At 71.6% G+C, this 21,670-nt stretch carries 22 protein-coding genes; 11 read left to right on the top strand and 11 right to left on the bottom strand.

From position 1 onward, the window contains the following. Positions 1 to 72 precede the first annotated feature (72 nt). The gene (locus Van01_RS16240) at positions 73 to 1,509 is read right to left on the bottom strand and encodes an NYN domain-containing protein (protein WP_204007774.1); all 1,437 of its coding nucleotides are present in this window, start codon (positions 1,507 to 1,509) and stop codon (positions 73 to 75) included. 127 nt (positions 1,510 to 1,636) lie between these two features. Between Van01_RS16240 and Van01_RS16235 the strand changes: the two genes are divergently transcribed. The 5 genes from Van01_RS16235 (at position 1,637) to Van01_RS16215 (ending at position 7,147) form a co-directional block, all read left to right on the top strand. Continuing rightward, positions 1,637 to 3,391: a DEDD exonuclease domain-containing protein gene (locus tag Van01_RS16235; protein ID WP_204007772.1), complete on the top strand. Its 1,755-nt coding sequence runs from the start codon at positions 1,637 to 1,639 to the stop codon at positions 3,389 to 3,391. 129 nt (positions 3,392 to 3,520) lie between these two features. Beyond that, positions 3,521 to 5,308 (top strand): RelA/SpoT family protein, encoded by a 1,788-nt coding sequence (locus tag Van01_RS16230; RefSeq protein WP_204007769.1) that lies wholly within the window; start codon positions 3,521 to 3,523, stop codon positions 5,306 to 5,308. Between the two features lie 73 nt (positions 5,309 to 5,381). Next, on the top strand, positions 5,382 to 5,924 hold the full coding sequence (locus Van01_RS16225) for an NUDIX hydrolase (RefSeq protein WP_204007767.1): 543 nt from the start codon (positions 5,382 to 5,384) through the stop codon (positions 5,922 to 5,924). Continuing rightward, positions 5,921 to 6,808, top strand: coding sequence for a sugar phosphate nucleotidyltransferase (locus tag Van01_RS16220; RefSeq protein WP_239099115.1), 888 nt, complete (start codon positions 5,921 to 5,923; stop codon positions 6,806 to 6,808). Before Van01_RS16225 ends, Van01_RS16220 begins: the two co-directional genes overlap by 4 nt. 51 nt (positions 6,809 to 6,859) lie before the next feature. Then, complete coding sequence (locus Van01_RS16215; RefSeq protein WP_099850868.1) at positions 6,860 to 7,147, top strand: Lrp/AsnC family transcriptional regulator; 288 nt, start codon at positions 6,860 to 6,862, stop codon at positions 7,145 to 7,147. Between the two features lie 102 nt (positions 7,148 to 7,249). On the opposite strand, the gene Van01_RS16210 is transcribed toward Van01_RS16215, so the two are convergent. The 5 genes from Van01_RS16210 to ctaE all read right to left on the bottom strand — a co-directional run bounded on the left by Van01_RS16210 (position 7,250) and on the right by ctaE (position 12,320). Beyond that, the gene (locus Van01_RS16210) at positions 7,250 to 7,927 is read right to left on the bottom strand and encodes a DUF4142 domain-containing protein (protein WP_099850866.1); all 678 of its coding nucleotides are present in this window, start codon (positions 7,925 to 7,927) and stop codon (positions 7,250 to 7,252) included. 162 nt (positions 7,928 to 8,089) lie between these two features. After that, positions 8,090 to 9,709: a cytochrome bc1 complex cytochrome b subunit gene (qcrB, locus tag Van01_RS16205; RefSeq protein WP_204007765.1), complete on the bottom strand. Its 1,620-nt coding sequence runs from the start codon at positions 9,707 to 9,709 to the stop codon at positions 8,090 to 8,092. Further along, positions 9,706 to 10,791: a cytochrome bc1 complex Rieske iron-sulfur subunit gene (gene qcrA / locus Van01_RS16200; RefSeq protein ID WP_204007763.1), complete on the bottom strand. Its 1,086-nt coding sequence runs from the start codon at positions 10,789 to 10,791 to the stop codon at positions 9,706 to 9,708. The genes qcrB and qcrA overlap by 4 nt, the downstream gene beginning before the upstream one ends. 11 nt (positions 10,792 to 10,802) lie before the next feature. Continuing rightward, a complete protein-coding gene (gene qcrC, locus Van01_RS16195; protein WP_204007743.1) occupies positions 10,803 to 11,642 on the bottom strand; it encodes a cytochrome bc1 complex diheme cytochrome c subunit in 840 nt (279 codons plus the stop codon). Positions 11,643 to 11,720: 78 nt separating this feature from the next. Then, positions 11,721 to 12,320 carry an aa3-type cytochrome oxidase subunit III gene (gene ctaE / locus Van01_RS16190; protein ID WP_204007741.1) on the bottom strand — a complete coding sequence of 200 codons (600 nt, stop codon included), beginning with the start codon at positions 12,318 to 12,320 and terminating at the stop codon, positions 11,721 to 11,723. Positions 12,321 to 12,428: 108 nt separating this feature from the next. Between ctaE and Van01_RS16185 the strand changes: the two genes are divergently transcribed. The 4 genes from Van01_RS16185 (at position 12,429) to Van01_RS16170 (ending at position 15,414) form a co-directional block, all read left to right on the top strand. Then, on the top strand, positions 12,429 to 13,430 hold the full coding sequence (locus tag Van01_RS16185; RefSeq protein ID WP_204007739.1) for a cytochrome c oxidase assembly protein: 1,002 nt from the start codon (positions 12,429 to 12,431) through the stop codon (positions 13,428 to 13,430). A 163-nt stretch (positions 13,431 to 13,593) separates the two neighbouring features. Beyond that, the gene (locus tag Van01_RS16180) at positions 13,594 to 13,989 is read left to right on the top strand and encodes a hypothetical protein (RefSeq protein ID WP_204007737.1); all 396 of its coding nucleotides are present in this window, start codon (positions 13,594 to 13,596) and stop codon (positions 13,987 to 13,989) included. 84 nt (positions 13,990 to 14,073) lie between these two features. Beyond that, positions 14,074 to 15,120, top strand: coding sequence for an anthranilate phosphoribosyltransferase (trpD, locus tag Van01_RS16175; RefSeq protein WP_204007735.1), 1,047 nt, complete (start codon positions 14,074 to 14,076; stop codon positions 15,118 to 15,120). A 96-nt stretch (positions 15,121 to 15,216) separates the two neighbouring features. Further along, the gene (locus Van01_RS16170) at positions 15,217 to 15,414 is read left to right on the top strand and encodes a hypothetical protein (RefSeq protein ID WP_204007732.1); all 198 of its coding nucleotides are present in this window, start codon (positions 15,217 to 15,219) and stop codon (positions 15,412 to 15,414) included. 77 nt (positions 15,415 to 15,491) lie between these two features. Here the strand turns inward: Van01_RS16170 and Van01_RS16165 are convergent, their stop codons facing one another. Both Van01_RS16165 and ctaC read right to left on the bottom strand, forming a co-directional pair. Beyond that, positions 15,492 to 15,920 (bottom strand): cytochrome c oxidase subunit 4, encoded by a 429-nt coding sequence (locus tag Van01_RS16165; RefSeq protein WP_204007730.1) that lies wholly within the window; start codon positions 15,918 to 15,920, stop codon positions 15,492 to 15,494. Positions 15,921 to 15,930: 10 nt separating this feature from the next. Then, on the bottom strand, positions 15,931 to 16,902 hold the full coding sequence (ctaC, locus tag Van01_RS16160; RefSeq protein WP_204007728.1) for an aa3-type cytochrome oxidase subunit II: 972 nt from the start codon (positions 16,900 to 16,902) through the stop codon (positions 15,931 to 15,933). A gap of 194 nt (positions 16,903 to 17,096) precedes the next feature. Here ctaC and Van01_RS16155 point away from each other — a divergent pair, with 194 nt between their 5' ends. Together Van01_RS16155 and Van01_RS16150 are read left to right on the top strand one after the other, a co-directional pair. Continuing rightward, positions 17,097 to 18,248 (top strand): cysteine desulfurase family protein, encoded by a 1,152-nt coding sequence (locus Van01_RS16155; protein ID WP_204007726.1) that lies wholly within the window; start codon positions 17,097 to 17,099, stop codon positions 18,246 to 18,248. A 110-nt stretch (positions 18,249 to 18,358) separates the two neighbouring features. Beyond that, positions 18,359 to 18,565: a sulfurtransferase TusA family protein gene (locus Van01_RS16150; protein ID WP_204007950.1), complete on the top strand. Its 207-nt coding sequence runs from the start codon at positions 18,359 to 18,361 to the stop codon at positions 18,563 to 18,565. 154 nt (positions 18,566 to 18,719) lie between these two features. Here Van01_RS16150 and Van01_RS16145 read toward each other — a convergent pair whose 3' ends face one another. The 3 genes from Van01_RS16145 to Van01_RS16135 all read right to left on the bottom strand — a co-directional run bounded on the left by Van01_RS16145 (position 18,720) and on the right by Van01_RS16135 (position 21,605). Then, entirely contained in the window at positions 18,720 to 19,697 is a 978-nt protein-coding gene (locus tag Van01_RS16145; protein WP_204007724.1) for a carbohydrate kinase family protein, read from the bottom strand. 247 nt (positions 19,698 to 19,944) lie between these two features. Continuing rightward, the gene (gene erpA / locus Van01_RS16140; protein WP_099850844.1) at positions 19,945 to 20,313 is read right to left on the bottom strand and encodes an iron-sulfur cluster insertion protein ErpA; all 369 of its coding nucleotides are present in this window, start codon (positions 20,311 to 20,313) and stop codon (positions 19,945 to 19,947) included. A 152-nt stretch (positions 20,314 to 20,465) separates the two neighbouring features. After that, positions 20,466 to 21,605, bottom strand: a complete 1,140-nt coding sequence (locus tag Van01_RS16135; protein ID WP_204007722.1) for a glycerate kinase family protein — start codon at positions 21,603 to 21,605, stop codon at positions 20,466 to 20,468. Positions 21,606 to 21,670: the final 65 nt, after the last annotated feature.

Raw genomic sequence — 21,670 nt, 5'->3', positions numbered from 1 at the left:
ATGTCCCGGGGCGTGCCCGTCCCCCGCCCGTCGTCCCACCCACCCCGGGCCGGCCGGGATCGTGGCAGCGGGTCAGGACCGCGACAGCCGACGCAGCAGCGAGTCGGCCCCCAGCGGGTACGCCCCGTGCCGGCGTACCCCGTCGGCGACCTCACGGTCGGAGGACACCACCACCACGGGGCGCCCGGGCGGTTCGGCGCGGACCAGCCGGCGGATCAACTCGTCGGCGGTCTCGCCCTTGCGGGAGAACAGCACCCGCACGCCGCGCGGGGTGGGTGGTAGGCCGTGCACCCGTTCGGCCCCGTCGAAGACGACAGTCACCTCGTCACCGGTCTGCGCGGCGATCCCACCGAGGCCGGTGACCAGGCGCTTGCGCTGCTGCTCCAGGGACATCTCACCGAAGCCTCGTTTGGTCACGTTGTAGCCGTCGACCACCAGATGCGCCCGGGGCAGCGCGAGCAGCTGGTCCAGCCGGGCCGGGTCGTCGGTGTCCTGGGCGCGGGCGGCGGCCGCAGTGGCGGTGGCTGCGGGAGAATCGGAGAAGGAGTCGGCCACGAAGTCGGCGGGCAGTTTGTCGACCGGGTCCAGCGCCAGTTCCCGGCGCAGCCCGAGGGCGGCCTGGCCGATCGTCTCCAACAGCAGCCACAGTCTCGCGTCGTCGACCGAGCGGGCCTCCTTGGCGCTGCTGCGGGCCACCCCGGCCGCCGCCTCGGCCTCGGCCAGCCGGGCCCGGGCCCGCCGCAGTTCGGCGTCCGCGTCGGCGGCGGCGCGGGCGGCCCGGCCTCGCTCGGTGGCCAGCAGCTCGCTCGCCCGGCGCTCCCGAGACTGGCTCTCCCGCAGCGTACGGGCCAACTGCCGGGCCTCCTCGCGGAGTTGGCCCAACTCCTCACGCACCCGGGCCAGCTCGTCGCGCAGCTTGTCGGCCTCGACCCGGGCCACCGCCCGGTCATGCTCGGCCCGGGTGGCCCGCTGCTCGGCCTGCCGGACCAGTTCGGCCACGACCGCCGTGTCCGCCTCGGCGCGGACCGCCGCCCCACTGGCGTCGATCAGCTCCCGCCAGCCGCGCGGGCGGGCCAGGTAGGCCAGGGCGGCCACCTCGACCGGGTCGGCGGCGGCGGGGGCGGTGCCGTCCACCACGGCGGCACCCAGGTCACCGACGTCGGCCAGGACCCGGGCGGTGACCCGCTGCCGGAACAGCGGATCGGCGGCGAGTTGCGCGGCGATCACCGGCGCACCGAGCCGGGCCCGTCGATTCGGGGCGAACTTGGCGACCCGGCGCAGCGGCACCGGCACCTCGTCAGCGGGCAGGCCGGGCAGTACGGCGGCGGTGAGCGAGACGATCCGCTGGCGTACCGGCTCAGGCAGACTCGGCTCCGGCTCCGGCTGCACCTGGTCCGCCGGCCCGGTGCCCGGCACCGGGTCGTCGGTGGGACCGTCACCGGCCGCAGGCACCGCGACGACCTGCTCCTCCTGCGGGAGGTTGTCGTCGTGCGGCTCGGCGAGGGGCATGTGGCAAGTCTCCCACCGCGACCGGGCCCACCGCCCGGTGAGTGAGCCGATCTCTCATCCTAGACCGGTGGTGACTGCCGGGGCTGGTGGGGCGCGAGTGTCGGACCGGACCGTTACGGTGCCGCGGATGGCAGCACAGGAGTTCCGGCAACCGGCGCTGGCCGGGCTCGACCCGACCGTCGAAGGCGTCGACCCGGCGCTGCCGCTGTACGCGACGACGTTCGTTGTTGTCGACCTGGAGACGACAGGCGGAGCCCCCGACGGCGGCGGCATCACCGAGATCGGCGCGGTCAAGGTGCGCGGCGGCGAGGAACTGGGCGTACTGGCCACCCTGGTCAACCCCGGGGTACCGATCCCACCCTTCATCACCGTGCTGACCGGCATCACCCAGGCGATGCTGCTGCCGGCACCCCCTGTCGAGCAGGTGCTGCCGAGTTTCCTGGAGTTCATCTCGGACGCCGTGCTCGTCGCCCACAACGCGCCCTACGACGTCGGGTTCCTAAAAGCGGCCTGCGCGAAGCACGGCTACCGCTGGCCCAACCCACGGGTGCTGGACACCGCGGCGTTGGCCCGGCGGGTGCTGCTGCGCGACGAGGTGCCCAACCGCAAGCTCGGCACCCTCGCGGCGTACTTCCGGGCCGCCACGCAGCCGACCCACCGGGCGCTTGACGACGCCCGGGCAACGGTCGACGTGCTGCACGGACTCATCGGGCGGCTCGGCGGGCACCGGGTCGACACCGTCGGCGACGCCATCGAGTTCGCCCGCGCGGTCACCCCTACCCAACGTCGCAAGCGGCATCTGGCCGACGGCCTGCCCCGCTCCCCCGGGGTCTACATCTTCCGGGCCGCCGACGACCGACCGCTCTACGTCGGCACCTCCCGGGACATCGCCACCCGGGTACGCAGCTATTTCACCGCCGCGGAGAAGCGCGCCCGGATCTCGGAGATGCTGGCCGCCGCCGAGCGGGTGGAGGCGGTGGAGTGCGCGCACTCGCTGGAAGCCGAGGTCCGTGAGCTGCGGTTGATCGGGGCGCACGCGCCGCCGTACAACAGGCGGTCGAAGTACCCGGAGCGGGTGGTCTGGCTGAAGCTGACCGACGGGCCGTACCCCCGGTTGTCGGTGGTCCGGGAGATCTCCCCGAGCGACCGCGCCTACCTCGGTCCGTTCACCTCGCGACGCACCGCCGAGCTGGCCGCCGCCGGCTTCCACGACGCGGTGCCGCTGCGCCAGTGCACCCACAGGTTGTCGCTGCGCACCGTCACGCCGGCCTGCGCGCTGGCCGAGCTGGGCCGCTGCCCGGCACCCTGCGAGCACCGGATCTCCCCCGAGGAGTACGACGCCCGCGCGGTCACCCCGTTCGCCACCGCCACCACCGGCGACCCGCAACCGGTGGTCGACGCCCTGCTCGCCCGGATCGAGGCGCTCTCGGCCAGCCAGCGCTACGAGGAGGCGGCGGCACTGCGCTCCCGCCTCGTGGCGGTGCTGCGGGCCGCCGTACGCATGCAGCGGCTCGCCGCGCTGAGTGCGATCGCGGAGGTGGCCGCCGCCCACCCGGCGGCCGGCGGCGGTTGGGAGCTGGCGCTGGTACGCCACGGCCGGCTCGCCGGTGCCGGCGTGTCCCCGCCCGGGGTCCATCCTCGACCGACGTTGGCCGCCATCCGGGCGACCGCCGAAACGGTGTCGCCCGGTCACGGTCCGGTACCGGCGGCGAGCCCCGAGGAGTCCGAGCGGATCCTGTCCTGGTTGGAGCGACCGGAGACCCGGCTGGTCGAGATGTCCGCTGGTTGGGCCTCCCCGGTGGCCGGCGCGGCACGGTTCCGCGACCTGTTGACGAAGGCCGAGAACGCGGCGTCCCGGCAACTCTGGTCCGAACGCTCATGAGCAACTGTCCGATCGGACTACGTCGACTCACTTACTCTGTTAAGGAAGTGCAGTCCTGCCCGTTTCGAGGGTCTGCTCCCGCTTGCCGGATTCCGGTGGTGGCGCAGCAGGCGTGAGGGGGTGTCCCAGGTGGACGTCAACGCCGGACACGGCGGTGCCCTGGGCGGCGCGCTCCCGACACAGCCCGGCGAGCTGCCCCTGACCCGACGACTCCGATCGCTGCTCACCTGGCCGACCGCCGAGACCGAACCGGTGGGCCAACTGGTCCGCACCCACCGCACCATCCACACCGGCGCCGATCCGGCGGTGCTGCGCCGCGCCTACACCATCGCCGACAACATGCACCGCGGCCAGTTCCGCAAGAGCGGAGAACCGTTCATCACCCACCCGCTCGCGGTCGCCCAGATCTGCGCGGAACTCGGCATGGACACCACCACCCTGGTCGCCGCGCTGCTGCACGACACGGTGGAGGACACCCGCTACACGCTGCAGGCCCTCGCGGAGGACTTCGACCACGAGGTGGCCCACCTGGTCGACGGGGTGACCAAATTCGACAAGGCGTTCTACGGTCAGGCCGCCGAGGCGGAGACCATCCGCAAGATGATCATAGCGGCCGGCAAGGACGTCCGGGTGCTCATCATCAAGCTCGCCGACCGACTGCACAACATGCGCACCCTGGGCGTGCGCTCGGCCGCCTCCCGCGAACGCATCGCCCGCAAGACCCAGGAGGTGCTCGTACCGCTCTGCGACCGGCTGGGCATCCAGACCCTGAAACGGGAGCTTGACGACGTGGTGCTGCTGCACCTCGAACCGGACGAGCACGCCCGCATCGCGCGGCACGTGCACGACCGCCCCGGCTGGGACAGCTACCTGGCCGAGGTGGTCGCGCAGGCCAAGGGGGCGCTGCGACGCAGCCGGGTCGACGCGGAGGTCGCCCCCCGCCCCCGGCACCTGTACTCCATCTGGAAGGACACCGTGGCCGGCGGCCACACCGCCCCGTTCGACCTGCCCCGCATCACGATCGTTGTCGACGGCCCGGCGACCGACTGCTACGCGGCCCTCGGCGCGGTGCACGGTCTCTGGCGGCCGGTGCCGGGCCGGTTCAAGGACTTCATCGCCTCGCCGAAGAACAACCTCTACCGGTCCCTGCACACGAGCGTCTGCGGGCCGAGGAACCGCACGGTCGAGGTGCTGATCCGCACCGTGGAGATGCACCGGGCGGCCGAGTTCGGAGTGGCCGCCGACTTCCGCTTCCCCCGCTCCGGCGGGGCCACGGCCCGCTCGGGCCAGCTCGACTGGCTGCGCCGGGTGCTGGACTGGGAGCAGGACGCGGCCGACCCGGCGCAGTTCCTCCACTCGCTGCGTTGCGACCTGTCCGAGGCGCAGATCCAGGTGGTCGCCGACGGCCGGCAGATCGTGCTGCCGGCCGGTGCCACACCTGTCGACCTGGCGTACGAGCTGGGTTCCGACCGGGGTGACAGGTGCCTGGCGGCACGGGTCAACGGTCGGCTGGTCCCGCTCTCCTCCGAGCTCGAAGAGGGCGACGTGGTGGAGATCTTCACCGAGACCGACGAGGAGAGCAGCCTCGACGCGGAGGTGGCCCCCCGGGGACCGCGCCGGGAATGGCTCGGCTTCGTCAAGTCACCGCACGCGCAGATGCAGATCAACAGATGGTTCGCCGAGCACAGCGAGCCGGGCATCTCGATAAGCGACAAGGTACGCCTGGGCCGGGCCACCATCGGGCTGGCCCTGCGTCAGCACAACCGAGGGCTGGCCAGCGACCTGCCACTGCTGCGCCTGTCCGAGGAACTCGGCTACCCGGACCTGGAAACCCTGCTGGTCGCGGTCTTCGACCGGGTCATCGAGCCGGACACCGTGGTACGCCAACTCATCGACCTGGTCGACCACCGTCAGTGACGGTGGCGGCCCGCGCCGTACCCGGCGTGCTCCTCGTGGCGCGAGCGCGCCTCACGGCCACTAGCCTGGAGCCATGATCCCCCGTACGCGCCGCACCGGGCGCGCCGTCGCGTACCAGGTCTTCTACCGGCTGCCGCTGCCGGTACGACGTCGGCTGGTCCGGATGGCCGTGCCCAAGTACATCGTCGGCGCCGTCACCCTGCTGCGCGACAGCGAAGCCGACGGGGCGGGACGCCTGCTGCTGCTGCGGCAGCCGCCCGGCCGGGGGTGGACGCTGCCGGCCGGGTTGCTGCAACGCGGCGAGAACCCGGCGGTCGGCGCCGCCCGGGAGCTGTACGAGGAGACCGGCGTCCGGCTCTCCCCCACCCGACTCACCCCGGCGGTGCCGAACGCTGTCGTGCACGCCAAGGGCTGGGTGGACGTGGTGTTCACCGCCGAGGTGCCGGCGTCGAGCACCGAGCTGACAGTCGACGGCGCGGAGGTCTTCGAGGCCGCCTGGCATCCGCTGGACGACCTGCCGAAGCTGACCTGGCCCACCGCTCGCCTGCTCGCCTACTACGACATCGGTCCGCTGGCCGGGCAGTTCCCGCCGCCGCTGCCCGACACGACGCCGTGACCCGGTCCGAGGGTGCCCCGACCGGCAGTTGGCCCGCCGCACCCTCCGCCGGGATCTGCGCGGTGGTGCTCGCCGCCGGTGAGGGCACCCGGCTGCGTCCGCTCACCGAACGGCTGCCAAAGGCACTCTGCCCGGTGGGCAACGTGCCCCTGCTGGACCGGGCCCTAGCCCGGCTCGCCGGTCTCGGCCTGAGCGGCCCGGCGACGGTCGCGGTGAACGCCTGCTATCTGGGCGACCAGGTGGTGGAGCAGGTCGGTGACCGAGCCCATCTCTCGGTGGAACCGGGCAGCCCGCTCGGCACCGCGGGCGGTGTGGGACGGCTGCGGGACTGGATCGACGGCCGGGGTGTGCTTGTCGGCAACGCCGACGCCTACCTGTCCGATCCGGCGGCACCGCCCGGTCCGGACATCGCCGCGCTGCTGGACGGCTGGGACGGCGACTCGGTACGCCTGCTCGGTCAGCCGGCCGGCGACCCGGCGGCACCTGGCACCTTCGACGGTCACGTCTTCACCGGTTTCTCGCTGCTGCCGTGGCGGCTGGTCCGTGACCTGCCCGCCACCTTCGGCGACCTGGTACGCGCGGTCTGGCGTCCGGCCGAGGCCGCCGGTCGACTGGACGTGGTGGGCTACCCGGGAACCTTCATCGACACCGGCACCCCGGCCGACTACCTCGCCGCGAACCTGCACGCCGCCGGTGGCGACTCTCTGATCGACCCGACAGCCACCGTCACCGGCCACTGTCACCGTTCGGTAGTCGGCGCGGGGGCCACCGTCCGGGGGACGGTCAGCCGCAGCGTGGTCTGGCCGAACGCCAGCGTCGGCGACGAGGAGCACCTGCGGGACGTGATCCGGGTCGGCGTCGACCTGACCGTCCCGGCGGCCTGAGCCGGGGCCCGGCCTTAGCATGAGCGACGACGCCGACGAACGGAGAGCCACGTGATCACCGCGATCGTGCTTATCGACTGCGCCACCGACTCGATTCCCGAGGTGGCCGAGACACTGGCGAACCTGCCGGGGGTGAGCGAGGTCTACTCGGTGGCCGGGCACGTCGACCTGATCGCCATGGTCCGGGTCCGCGAGTTCGACGAGATCGCGCAGATCATCGCCGGCAGCATCTCGAAGGTGCCGGGGGTGCTCAACACCGAGTCGCACATCGCCTTCCGCGCGTACTCCCGGCACGACCTGGAGGAGGCCTTCGCCATCGGGCTGGGCAGCACCGACTGACCAGGCGCGGGGTCCCGGAGGGCACCGATCCAGCTCACCCGCCGGCAAGGCGGCACGAGCCGGCCCACCGCACAGGTGGGCCGGCTCGCCGCGTACCGCCGGTCAGCTCTGCTGCGGCACCGGGGTCTCGGTGACGGTGCCACCCGGAACCGGGGCCTCCTCGGTGAAGGTCTCACCCGGAGTCGGCGTGGTCGCCCCCGGAGCCGGAACGGTGCCACCCGGGCTGGGCGTACCGCTCGGGCTGGTCTCCGGAACCGGGATGCCGAGTTCCTCGGCCAGCATCACCAGGGCGTCGTAGTGCGCCTGCAGGACCGGCAGCGCGGTCTGCGCCAGCTGGACCACCTGCGGCTCGGTGCCCTGCGAGATCTCCGTCTGGGTCGCCTGGATGGCCTGGACGTGGCCGGCCAGCCCCTGGGTCACCCAGAGCCTGTCGAACTCCTCACCACTGGCGTTGTTCAGCTGGTCGAGAGCCGTCTGCTGGTCGGTGGTGGGCTCGCTCGGCAGCTCGACGTTGAGCTGTCCGGCCAGATCCTGCACCGACTGGTCCAGTTCGGTGTGATCCGTGACGAACTGCTGCCCCAGCTCCTTGACCTGCTGGTTCTGACCCTTTTCCTGGGCCAGCTCACCGGCGGCGATCTCGTACAGGTTGACCTGGTGGACCGCCTGCAGGTACTGGGTGTCCTGTTCCGACGGCTGCGCCGCCGCCTGCGCTGCGGCGGCGGGTGCGACACCCACCAGCACCAGCGCGGCCAGCAGGCCGAGGCGTTTGATACCCAACATGCTTCCTCCCCGTTGAGACGTTGGACCGCACGGATACCCGGCTGGCCGGGGTTATTCCTGCGATCCGCCGACGGCGGGGAGCGCCGACGACGTCCGGAAGAGGCGAAACGAGTGTGGCGCCCGCCGGAGTCCGGTGGGCGCCACATCACGTTGGGACGGATCTCAGGGTCGGGTGTCCCCGCTGGTGATCTCTTCCCGCTCCGGGCGCGGCTCGACCGGCGGGTGCCCCGGCGAGACCGGTGCCTCGGCCGGCCGCTCGATCGGGTAGAAGAAGCCGCGGATGGCCGGGCCCAGGGCACCGAGCCGGTTCATCTTCTTCGGTACCACCCAACCGACGTAGTCCAGCTCGCCGTGCCCGTCGCCCGCGCTGAGCGGCTGGTGCACCTCGACGAACCGGCCGTCCGGCAGTCGCCGGATGATGCCGGTCTCCACGCCGTGGGCGAGGACCTCCCGGTCGTGCTGCTGCAGGCCGAGGCAGATCCGGTAGGTGACGTAGTACGCCAGCGGCGGAAGGAGCAGCAGACCGATCCGGCCGGCCCAGGTCATCGCGTTCAGGCTGATGTGGAACTTGTCGGCGATGACGTCGTTGGCGCCCGAGAGGGTCAGGATCACGTAGAACGTGACGGCCATCGCCCCCAGACCGGTGCGGAAGGGCACGTCGCGGGGACGCTGGAGCAGGTTGTGGCTGCGGTAGTCCTTCAGGTGGCGGGCCTCCATGAAGGGATAGAGCAGGGAGATCGCGACGAGGATGCCGGGTAGTACCACTGTCGGCCAGAACAACGGCGGGATCACGTATCCCTCGCCGATGGGTATGGTGATCTCCCAGTCCGGCATCAGTCGCGTCGAGCCGTCCAGGAACATGACGTACCAGTCGGGCTGGCTGGCGGCCGAGACCACCCACGCCTCGTACGGGCCGAACAACCACACCGGGTTGATCTGGAACAGACCGCCCATCAGCGCGATCACGCCGAAGACGACCATGAAGAAGCCGCCCTGCTTGATCGCGTAGCGGGGGAACATCCGCTCGCCGACCACGTTGCCGTTCGTCCGGCCCGGGCCCGGCCACTGGGTGTGCTTCTGCTTGAACACCAGGCCCAGGTGCACGGTGATCAACGCGACGAGCAGCCCGGGGATGAGCAGAACGTGGGCGATGAAGAACCGGCTGATGATGATCGTGCCGGGGAACTCACCGTTGAAGACCGCAGCGGTCACCCAGGAGCCGATCACCGGGATGGACAGCATGATCGCGGAGGCGATCCGCAGGCCGGTGCCGGAGAGGCCGTCGTCCGGCAGCGAGTAGCCGGTGAAGCCGGCCAGGAAGCCCACCCAGAACAGCAGCGAGCCGATGATCCAGTTGGTCTCCCGCGGCTTACGGAACGCGCCGGTGAAGAAGACCCGCAGCATGTGCACCACGATCGCGGCCATGAACAGCAGCGCCGCCCAGTGGTGCATCTGCCGCATGATCAGGCCGCCGCGGACGTCGAAGGAGATGTCCAACGTCGAGGCGTACGCGGCCGACATCGGCGTGCCACGCAGCGGGGCGTAACTGCCGTTGTAGATGACCTCGGTCATCGTCGGCTCGAAGAAGAAGGTCAGGAAGACACCGGTCAGCAGCAGGACGATGAACGAGAATAGCGCGATCTCGCCGAGCAGGAAGGACCAGTGGTCCGGGAAGACCTTGTTGAGCAGTCGGCGCAGTGGAGTCGACACCTGGAAACGCTCGTCGACCGCCCGGGCGGTGTTGCCCGGCACCGCTGCCACGTCAAACTTTCGCCGCTTCACGGCCGCTCCCAGAAGTCGGGCCCGACGGGTTCAGTGTAGTCGGACGTAGCCACGAAGTAACCCTCGGCGTCCACCTCGATCGGCAGCTGCGGCAGCCGCCGGCTGGCCGGACCGAAGATGGGCTTGGCGTTGTCGGTGATCAGGAACTGCGACTGGTGGCACGGGCAGAGCAGCCGGTTGGTCTGCTGTTCGTACAGGCTCGCCGGGCAGCCGGCGTGCGTGCAGATCTTCGAGTACGCGGCGTAGTTGCCCCACATGTAGCCGCCGTGGCCCTCGCGCTCGTTGTTGCGGCGCGACGCCTCGGCGTCGGCGTCCCGCAGGTGGATCAGCAGGGTGGGCGAGTCCGCGTACCTGTTGCTCACCCCGTGCTCCACGCCCGGGAAGACGGTGATCTGACCACCGGCGCTGATGTCGGCCGGCCGGATGGGCCGACCGTCCTCGCGGACCAGGCGGATCTTCTGACCGTCCCGGGGGGCGAACCCGGTGGTCATCATCTGGTCGTCCTTGTGCGGGTTGGAGATCAGCCCGCCGACCAGCGGCGCCGCGGCGACCGCGCCGACCGGCAGCAGACCGGCCAGCAGCGACACACCCAGCAACGGCCGGCGCTTGACGCCCAGCTCGTCGGCCATGTACGCCATGGTCTCGCCGGTGATCCGCTGGTCCTCGGAGGGCACCGCGCCCTCGTGCCGATCCTGGATCGACACCTCCTTGGGCAGCAGCTTCTTGCCCCAGGTGAGGATGCCGAAGCCGACGGCGAGCAGGGCGATGCCGAGGGTCACGCCGAGCAGCGGGGTGTAGAGCTTGTCACCGCCGCGACCCGGCTCGTACTCCCAGGGCCACCAGATGTAGACCGCCAGGAAAGCGGTCGCCGCCAGCCCGGTCAGCAGGAAGAAGGCCGCCACCGTGCGGACCATCCGACGCTCGGCCTTGGTGCCCGCGAGCACCTGCGGCTCGTAGTGGACGATCTCGATGTCGTCCCGCCGGGCGCCTTCCCGGACGATGTCGAACCGGCTGAGCCGGGGGTCGTTCACGTCGAGCGGGTCCCGGCCCGGCAGGGCCGGCTGCCCGGTCTGGCTGCTCATGGTCCCCCCGCTCACGACTTACCCGCGATCCACAGGCTGGCGAAGACCAGCGCGACGATACCGACGAGGAAGATCGCCACCCCCTCGGTGGAGGGTCCGTACCGGCCGAGGTTGAACAGGCCGCCCGGGTCGCCGTCGTCCTTCAGCGTCGTCTGGATGTAGGCGATGATGTCCGCCTTCTGCTCCGGCGTGATCTGGTTGTCGCCGAAGACCGGCATGTTCTGCGGGCCGCTGAGCATCGCCGAGTAGATCTGCCGGTCGGTGGCCGGCGCGAGGCTCGGCGCGTACTTGCCGGAGGAGAGGGCGCCGCCGCCACCGCTGAACGCGTGGCACTGCGAGCAGTTGATCCGGTAGAGCTCCCCGCCGATCGCGACGTTGCCGTCGGCGTGCAGGTTGTCACCGGCGGGAACGACAGGTCCACCGCCGAGTTCCTGGACGTACGCGGCCAACTGGTCGATCTCGTCACGGGTGAACACCTCGGGCTTGCGCGCCGCCTGGGCCTCCTGCCGGGCCATCGGCATCCGGCCGGTGCTCACCTGGAACTCCACCGAGGCGGCGCCGACGCCGACGAGGCTCGGCCCGCGCCCCTCGACCCCCTGCGCGTTGCGACCGTGGCAGGTCACGCAGCTCACGTCGAACAGCGCCTTGCCGTCGACGGCGGCGCTGCTCAGCGGCGGATTCTCCTGGGCGGCGGCGCCGGGGGCGAGGACGGTGTAGGCACCGCCGGCCAGCATCAGCGCGGCGACCAGCCGGACCGCGGCACCCAGCCGGCGGCGGCCCCTGCTGGGCGCCCCGGGCCGCCCGCGCAGCCGCGCGAGCAGACCGCGTCGGCGGTCGTTGTCAGAAGTCATGACCTGTGTCCTTAACCGGGTTGGACCTTCGTCTTGCGGGGGTGGAGCAGCGGCAAGGCGTCGGGCGCCGCGCCAAGATCACTGGAGCCAGTAGATCATGCCGTAGAGCGCGATCCACACGACGTCGACGAAGTGCCAGTAGTACGACACGACGATCGCCGCGGTGGCCTGAGCCGGGGTGAACCGGCCCATGGTGGTGCGAATCATGAAGATCACGAAGGCGATCAGACCGCCGGTGACGTGCAGGCCGTGGAAGCCGGTGGTGAGGTAGAACATCGACCCGTAGCCGTCACTGTTGATCTTGACGCCGTGGTGCACCAGCTCGCGGTACTCGTTGAGCTGGCCGAGCACGAAGATCAGGCCCATCACGAAGGTGATCGTGAACCAACGCCGCAGCGCGTGGACGTCACCCTTCTCGGCGGCGAACACGCCGAGCTGGCAGGTCACCGAGGACAACACCAGGATCACCGTGAAGGTGGTCGCGTACGGGATGTTGAGCACCTCGGTGTGCTCCGCCCACTGCTCCGGAGCCGCCGCGCGGATGGAGAAGTACATGGCGAACAGCGCCGCGAAGAACATGAGCTCGCTGGAGAGCCAGACGATCGTCCCGACGCTGACCATGTTGGGCCGCGTCAGAGAGTGGATCCGGCTCTTGTCAATGGCTGGGGCCGCAGTCACGCGGTCATTATTGCCGTTCACCACGGCCGGCGATCAGCGGGGGGTGAAACCCGGGCGCGGGATGGCCCGATCGGTACCGTCCGGTTCGCCTGACCTAGGCTGATTGGCGTGCTGCACGTCGATCCGATCTCCGTCGCCACACCGGCCGCGCCGCTGCTCACCGCGGTCGCGACCGGCCCGGCCGCGACCGAGGTGACGGCCAGCGCCGGTGCGCTGGCGGCCGAGGCGGCTCCGCCGCCGTTCTCCGTCACCGCCGTGGTCACCGAGGCCCGACTGGACAGCTGGCTCGCCGTCGGCCTGGTCCTCGCCGCCGGCCTCTACCTCTACGGGGTGTACCGGCTGCGGCTGCGCGGCGACCGCTGGCCGGTCGCCCGGACGATCTTCTTCCTCGGCCCCGGGCTCGGCGGCATCGCCTCGGTCACGGTCAGCGGGCTGCACGCGTACGACACCACGCTGCTGTCGGTGCACATGGTCCAGCACATGGTGCTGTCCATGGTCTCGCCGATCTTCCTGGCGCTCGGCGCGCCGGTGACCCTGGCCCTGCGTACGCTGCCGACCGGTCCGCGCAAGCGGCTGCTCGCCGTGGTGCACAGCCGGATCGCCCGGGTCTACACCTTCCCGCTGGTGGCCTTCGCCATCTTCGTGGTGAACCCGTTCGCGCTCTACTTCACCGACCTGTACCGCTACACGCTGGAACACACCTGGGCACACGAGGTGGTGCACGCGCACTTCATCATGACCGGCTGCGTGTTCTTCTGGCCGCTGCTCGGCCTGGATCCGCTGCCGGGACGCTGGCCGTACCCCGGGCGGGCGCTGCTGATGCTGCTGTCGGTGCCGTTCCACACGGTGCTCGGGCTGACCATCATGCAGAGCACCACCCTCTTCGGCGGCGACTGGTACCCCTCGCTCGGGCTGAGCTGGGCCGACCCGTGGGAGGACCAGGTGCTCGCCGGCGGGATCCTGTGGGCCGGTGGCGAGTTCGTCAGCGTGACGATGCTCGCAGTCCTGGTGGTGCAGTGGATGCGCCAGGCCGAGCGGGAGGCCCGCCGGATCGACCGCGAGCTGGACCGCCAGGAGGCCCGCCAGCGGGCGGCCGAATCCACCGCCTGAACACGCCGGCGACCGGCCCGGGGCGGCGTGTCACGCGCACCACACCGACCGGTACGATCAGCCACGCAGCTACGAAGTGGGAGCCGTTGAAAGCCATGAGCGAGCGGATGAAGCTCGGTGCGATGGCGTCTCAGGACGGCCCGAAGCGAAGCGGAGTGTCGGCATGAGCGACCGTCTGTGCACCGTCCTGCTGTACAGCGACGACCCGCAGGTACGGGACCGGATGCGGCTCGCCGTCGGCACCCGACCTGCGGCCGACCTGCGCGTCGAGTTCGTCGAGGCGTCCACCTACGCCGAGTGCATCCGCCTGGTCGACGACTACGAGATCGACCTGATGGTGCTCGACGGTGAGGCAAGCCCCGGTGGCGGCATCGGCATCGCCCGGCAGATCAAGGACGACCGCGACGACGCTCCCCCGACCTGTGTGGTGATCGCCCGCGCCGCCGACCGTTGGCTGGCGTCCTTCGCCGAGGTCGACGCCACTCTCGTGCATCCGCTCGACCCGGTGACCACCGCCGCCACCGTGACCGAGCTGCTGCGCGCGGGCGCACCCGCCTGACGTCCCACTCCGGCACCGCCACGGCGCCGGGCGAGCCGGCGCCGGTCCCGTCCCACCCGCAACCGTCTGCTCGGGAGGCCCGCCATGGGCGATCGGACCTGGCCGCACCTGATCACCGCGCTGCTGCGCGGCGAGGAACTGTCCGCCGCCGACACCGCCTGGGCGATGGGCGAGATCATGTCCGGGTCGGCGGGCCCCGCCCAAATCGCCGGCTTCGCCGTGGCGCTGAGGGCCAAGGGCGAGACGCCGGCCGAGGTGACCGGCCTGGTCGAGGCGATGCTCGGCCGGGCCGTCCCGGTCGAGCTGCCCGAGGAGGTACGCGCCGAGGCGCTCGACGTGGTCGGCACCGGCGGCGACCTCGCCCACACGGTCAACATCTCCACGATGACGGCGCTTGTCGTGGCCGGGGCCGGCGTACGCGTGGTCAAGCACGGAAACCGGGCCGCCTCGTCCTCCTGCGGCACCGCCGACCTGCTGGAATTCCTCGGCATTCCGCTGGACCTCGGGCCCGATCAGGTGGCCCGGTGCGTGGCCGAGGCCGGCATCGGCTTCTGTTTCGCCGCCCGGTTCCACCCCGGCATGCGCCACGCCGGTCCGGTCCGCCGGGAGCTGGGGGTGCCGACCGCGTTCAACTTCCTCGGGCCGTTGACCAACCCGGCCCGTCCCCGCGCGGGTGCCGTCGGATGTTTTGACGCGACGATGGCACCGGTGATGGCAGCCGTCTTCGCGGCCCGGGGTGACTCGGTGCTGGTGATGCGCGGCGAGGACGGGCTGGACGAGTTCACCACCGCCGCCGCGACCCGGTTCTGGATCGCCCAGAACGGCGCCGTCAGGGAGACCGTGGTGGACGCTGTCGACCTCGGCGTACCCCGGGCCACCCTGGCCGACCTGCGCGGCGGCGACGCGGCCCACAACGCCGACGTGGCCCGGCGCCTGCTCGCCGGTGAGCCGGGGCCGGTCCGCGACGCGGTCCTGGTCAACGCGGCGGCGGCCCTGGCCACCCAGGGATCCCTGGACGGCGACCTGACCGACGCGCTCCGCGCTGGCCTGGGCCGGGCCGCCGAGTCGATCGACTCCGGGGCGGCGGCCCGCACCCTCGACCGCTGGATCGAGGTCGCCGGCACCGCCTGACCCGCCGCGCGGCGGCTGTCGGAGGAGCGTGGGAAACTACAACCGAGTAGTTCCGGTGATGTCCACCGACCGGCCGCCGAGCGGAGGGAGAGTTCCGTGTCGGAGCGCGAGCTTCACTGCGACACCTGCGGCAGCACCCAGCAGTTCGAGGCACCGCCCTGTGTCGACGGCCACGGCGCCGACTGCCCCGAACGAGCCTGCACCGGCTGTGGGACGGCGGTCGTCATGTCCTTCATCAACGCGCCACGTCGGTCGACCCGCCGCCGTACGGCGGTCCACCACCGCGCCGCCTGACCCGGCCGACCGCTGCTCGACAAGCCGACGACGAGAAGGCCCGCCCCACCGGGGCGGGCCTTCTCGGTGGCTATCACTCAGTGCTCGGCGGTACGCCGGGTGCCGCTGTAGTACTCGAACAGCAGGCCGCAGGCGGCCAGGATCACCGCCACCGCACCGAGGCCGAGCAGCCAGAACTGCCAGAACACCAGGCCCAGCCCGGCGATCGCGGCGGCCAGTGCCAGCCCGAACGGCCAGTAGCTGCCCGGGCTGAAGAAGCCGATCTCACCCGCGCCGTCGGCGATCTCGGCGTCCGGCCGGTCCTCCGGGCGCAGGTCGATGCGGCGGGAGACGAACCAGAAGAAGCCGCCGCACATCGTGCAGAGCAGGAACGACAGCAGCAGGGCCACGGTGCCGATCCACTCGACCTGACCGCCCGAATCGGCGTACGTCCAGCCGCCGTAGAGGAAGGTCGCGAAGAGCAGGAACCCGGCGATGATCAGGAAGATACGCCACTCGGTCTTCATGCCGGTTGCCTCAGCTTCCCGTGCCGGCCGGAGCGGTGTCCGGGTTGAAGTTGCTATCGGTACGCCGGGTCTCGAACGGCGTCGTGGTGGTCGCGTACGGCTCCTCGCCGATCGACGTCAACGCTTCCTGGGTCGAGGCGCCACCCTGCTTGGCGGCGAGGAAGCGGTCGAAGTTCTCCGGCGATACGACCCGCAGCTCGAAGTTCATGAAGGCGTGGTAGCTGCCGCACAGCTCGGCGCAGCGACCGACGTAGGCCCCCTCGGTCTCCAGCGAGGAAACCTCGAAGACGTTACGGATGCTGCCCGGCATGACGTCCCGCTTGAACAGCATCTCCGGCACCCAGAACGAGTGGATGACGTCGCGGCTGGTCTCCTCGAACCGGATGGACCGACCGCTCGGCAGCACCAGGATCGGGATGACCTCGCTGGTGCCGAGCACCGACGCGGTGGTCTCGGCATCGACACCCTGGCCGTCGCGGTAGTTGAACTGCCAGTTCCACTTGAAGGCCACGACCTCGACCGTGACGTCGGGGTTGTTGGTGGTCTTCACCACGTCGGTCTGCACCACAGCGGTGTAGTAGAAGAGCACCGAGACGATGAGCACCGGCGCGATGGTGTAGAGGAACTCCATCGGCAGGTTGTAGCGGGTCTGCACCGGCAGCTCGTTGCCGCGCTTGCGGTAGCGCACGACACACCAGAAGATCAGGCCCCAGACGAAGAAGCCGACCGCGAGTGCCGCCACGCACGAGGCGATCCACAGGTCGTACATCCGCCGTGCCTCGGGGGTGATGCCGCCCTGCGGCCAACCGAAGCCGCCGAACGCCGCTCCGACGTCACAGCCCGTGAGCAGGACCAGCAGCGCCGCCCCACTGAATCCGAGCCCGGCGAGACGCCCGGCACGACGCCCCCGCCGCCCGCCGGCTCGCGAGGATGCGCTGCGCCGTACGGCCGTCGGCCGTACCTCCGAACTCCTTGCGACCACCTGGTCCTGCCTCCCTAGCGCGCCGCGGTGTCCTCGTTTCGGCCGGCTCCGCCGAGCGGAGCCGGCCGCACCGGCGGCAAAGGCGTCACCGACGGTCGCAGATTACTCGACCATGACGGGCTGGACCCGCGTGGGGTCATTGTCCGCACCCGACGGGGGATCTTGTGCCGACTGAGGCGATAGCGTGGGCAGACGTGACTCCCTCCCCCGTCTACCTGGACGCGGCCACCGCCGCGCCACTGCATCCGGTCGCCCGGCAGGCGCTGCTGGCGGCGCTCGACGACGGTTGGGCCGACCCCGACCGGCTCTACTCGCAGGCCCGGCGGGCCCGCCAGTTGCTCGACGCGGCCCGCGAGGCCACGGCCGACACCCTCGGCGTACGCCCCGACGAGGTGTCCTTCACCCCCAGCGGCACCAGCGCCGCGCACACCGCCGTCCTCGGTGGCCTGCGTGGACGCCGCCGGGCCGGCGGAGTCCTGGTGCACTCGGCGATCGAACACTCGGCCGTGCTGTACGCCGCCGAACAGCACGTCGCCGGGGGCGGCGCGGCCGTCGAGGTGCCTGTCGACCGCCTCGGCCGGCTCGACCTGGACGTCTGGTCGACGGCGGTCGCCGGTGACCGGGTGGCGTCGGCCGCGCTGATCGCGGCCAGCCACGAGGTGGGCACCGTCCAGCCGGTCGAGGCCGCCGCGGCGGCCTGCGCCCGGGTCGGCGTGCCGCTCTACGTCGACGCCGCGCAGGTGGTGGGCCGGGCACCGGTGCCGCCCGGCTGGTCGGTGTTGACCGCGAGCGCCCGCAAGTGGGGCGGTCCGCCCGGCGTCGGGTTGCTCGTGGTCCGCAAGGGCACCCGCTGGGAGTCGCCCTGGCCGGCCGACGAGCGCGAGTCGGGGCGTACGCCCGGCACGCTGAACCTGCCGGCGGTGGTCGCGGCGGCGGCGAGCCTGCGCGCGGCGGCGGCCGACGCGGCGACTCAGGCGGCCCGGCTGTCTCCCCTTGTGGACCGGATCCGGGCCCGGGTCGCGGCCGAGGTGCCCGACGTGGAGGTGGTCGGTGATCCCGAGCGCCGACTGCCGCATCTGGTCACCTTTTCCTGCCTGTACGTCGACGGCGAGGCGCTGCTGCACGCGCTGGACCGGCGGGGTTTCGCCGTCTCGTCGGGCTCGTCGTGCACGTCGGCCACGTTGCGCCCGTCGCACGTGCTGGAGGCGATGGGGGTGCTCTCGCACGGCAACGTCCGGGTCTCGCTGCACGCCAGCAGCACCGAGGCCGACGTGGAACGCTTCCTCACCGAGTTGCCCGGGATCGTCGCCGACCTTCGGGCGGAGGCGGGGGTGACAGACCTGTGACGACCTCCGACCCCGCGGCTTCCGGCACCCCCGCCGCCGATGAGCCCGGCGAGCCCCGTGAGGTCAGCGGTGCCCCACCCGACGAGGGGCCCGGTGGTCAGCCCGACGAGGTGCTCGACTGCCTTGGCCAACGGTGCCCGCTGCCGGTGATCGCGCTCGCCCGCCGCCTGCCGGAGCTGCCGGTCGGCGCGGTGGTGCGGGTGCTCGCCGACGACCCGGCGGCGGCGGTTGACATCCCGGCCTGGTGCCGCATGCGCCAGCAGGAGTACCTCGGCCCCGGCCCCGGCCCCGCCTACCGGGTTCGCCGAACACGCTGACCCCGCAGGTCCGCCTACCGACCCGACGATCCGCACAACTTCACCGATGTTGCTGGCTCCAACGCCCGCGAGGCAGCAACAACAGGGAAGTTGCGCAGATCATGAGCCGGACGGCAGGTCTGTGCCGGACGGGGGTCGTGTAGGGGCGGCGAGGTCAGGGCAGCAGGTGGGGGCGGAGGTCGTCGGCGGCCTGGTCGCCGTAGGACTCGGCGAGACGCTTGACGAAGACGTCGCGGCGGACCTGGTACTCCTGGGTGCCGACGGTCTCCAGCACCAGGGTGGCGAGCAGGGAGCCGACCTGCGCGGCCCGCTCCAGCCCGAGACCCCAGGACAGCGCGGTGAAGAAGCCGGCGCGGAAGCCGTCACCGACGCCCGTGGGATCGACCGCCTGGGTCTCCCGCGCGATCGGTACGTGGATCGTCTCGATCTCCCGCCCCGCGATCTCCACTCCGTGCTTGCCCAGCGTGGTGACCCGGATCTTCACCAGGTCCAGCAGCTGGTCGTCGGAGAGGCCGGCCTTGCTCTGCAGCAGCGACTTCTCGTAGTCGTTTGTCATCAGGTAGTCGGCACCGTCGATCAGCGCCAACACGTCCTCGCCGGGCATCCGGGCGAGCTGCTGGGACGGGTCGGCGGCGAACGGGTAACCACGCTCGCGGCACTCGGCGGAGTGACGCAGCATCGCCTCCGGGTCGTTGGCGCCGACCAGCACCAGGTCCAGCCCACCGAGGCGCTGCGCGACCGGGTGCAGCTCGATGTTGCGCGCCTCGCTCATCGCCCCCGCGTAGAAGGAGGCGATCTGACACATGTCGGTGTCGGTGGTACAGACGAAGCGGGCGGTGTGGGCGATCTCGCTGACGTGCACCGAGTCGCAGTCCACCCCGTGCCGCTCCAGCCAGGAACGGTAGTCGGCGAAGTCGGCGCCGACGGCGCCGAGCAGCACCGGCTGGAGACCGAGCTGCCCCATCCCGAACGCGATGTTGGCCGCGACCCCGCCCCGGCGCAGCACCAGATCGTCCACCAGGAAGGAGAGCGAGACCTTGTGCAGCTGGTCGGCGATGAGCTGGTCGGCGAAGCGACCCGGGAAGCTCATCAGGTGGTCGGTGGCGATCGAGCCGGTCACGGCGATCTTCATGGCAACCCTCGGGATCGGCAGCAGAGCCCGATCAGCCTACCGGCACCGCGATCCCCCGGCGACCACCCCACCACAGACCCACCCCCACCGCGAAACCCACCGTTGATCATGAAGTTGTTGTCATCCACACCGGCGTGGCGTGACAACAACTTCATGATCAAGCGTGGGGCGCTGGGGGCGGGGAGGCGGAAACGCGGACGGCGGCACCGCCGGTGAGGCCGTGCCGCCGTCCGCGTGAAGACCGGACTCAGCTGAAGGAGTCTCCACAGGCGCAGGAGTTGCCCGCGTTGGGGTTGTCGATCGTGAAGCCCTGGGCGTCGATCCGGTCGGCGAAGTCGATGGTGGCGCCGGTCAGGTAGGGGGCGCTCATCCGGTCGACGACGACCTCGACACCGTCGTAGTCGGTGACGATGTCACCGTCGAGCGAACGCTCGTCGAAGAAGAGCTGGTACCGCAGGCCGGAACAGCCGCCCGGCTGAACGGCGACCCGGAGCCGCAGGTCGTCGCGGCCCTCCTGCTCGATCAGGGCCTTGACCTTCTGCGCCGCGACGTCGGTGAGGACGACGGACGTGGGGGCCTTGGCCTCGGTCGACTCGGTCTGCGCTGGCGTGGTCACGTGGAATTCTCCCTGCGGCGCGTCGGTGTGGTCCTCCCCTGGCCAACGTCAGCCGCCGGTCAGCGATTCCCACAGTGGTCCAATTCTTGATTGTAGGCCGCGGGTGGCCGCCTGACCCGGCGGCGTGACCAGGCACTCGGTGCGAACCCGGATCAGCGGCTCCACTGCCGGGCCAGCCGGGCGCCGAGCTCCCGCAACCCCTGCGCCGGACGCTCAAGCGCCGCGGTCAGCCCGCCGCGCTCCTCGCCGCCGAAGTGCTCCACCAGGCTGTACGTGTCGGTCACCCCGACCGACGCCGCCTCCCGCCGCCCGGTGCTGACCTGACCGGCGAGCACCACGCAGGGTACGCCCCGGTCGCGCGCCGCGCCGGCCACTCCGGCCACCACCTTGCCGCGCAGCGACTGGTGGTCGAACCGCCCCTCCCCGGTGACCACCAGATCGACCTCGTCGAGCACGGTTTCCAGCCCGACGGCCCGACTGACCAGCCCGATGCCGGACTCGCACCGACCACCGAGGGCGAGCAGCGCGGCACCGACACCCCCGGCGGCACCCCCGCCCGGCAGCGCGCCCAGCCCGCTGGGACAGCCGGGCAGGTCCCGCTCCAGCACCTCGGCCCAACGCCCGAGCGCGGCGTCGAGCAGCAGCACGTCGGCCCGGTCCGCGCCCTTCTGCGGGCCGAAGACGTTGCTCGCGCCGTGCAGCCCGAGCAACGGGTTGTCGACGTCGGTGGCCGCGATCAACCGGGCCTCCCGCAACCGGGGCAGCCCGTCGAGCTTCGCCGCCGCGGCCAATGCCGCACCGCCGTACGGCAAGGCCGCGCCGGTGCCGTCCAGACCCACCGCACCCAGGGCGGCGAGCATTCCCGCGCCACCGTCGTTCGTCGCCGAGCCGCCGAGGCCCACCACCACTGTGCGCGCGCCGGCCTCCACCGCGGCGGCGATCAGCAGACCCAGGCCGTACGACGTGGTGGCCAACGGATTGCGCTCGGCCGCGTCGAGCAGGTGCAGGCCGCAGGCCTGAGCGCTCTCCAGCCACGCGACCGCGCCCCCGTCGGTGAGCAGCATCTCACCGGCGGCCGGACGGCCCAGCGGGTCGGTCGTCGGCACCGGCACCCGCTGACCGGGCAGCGCCTCGGCGAGCACGTCGAGGAAGCCCGGTCCACCGTCGGCCAGCGGTCTGACCAGCAGGTCGTCGCCAGGTGCCACCTCCCGCCAGCCGTCGGCCACCGCGGCGGCGACCTGCGGGGCCGGCAGCGTACCGGCGAACTTGTCCGGGCAGAGCAGTACGCGCATGCCTGGCAGTGTGGCAGCCCACACCGGCACGGGCGGCACGACGGTCACGCTGTGGGACCATGGAG

Source organism: Micromonospora andamanensis, from assembly GCF_016863495.1.
Lineage (GTDB): Bacteria > Actinomycetota > Actinomycetes > Mycobacteriales > Micromonosporaceae > Micromonospora > Micromonospora andamanensis.
Note: the sequence above shows the minus strand (reverse complement) of the source record. Positions and strands in the feature narration are given on the sequence as shown.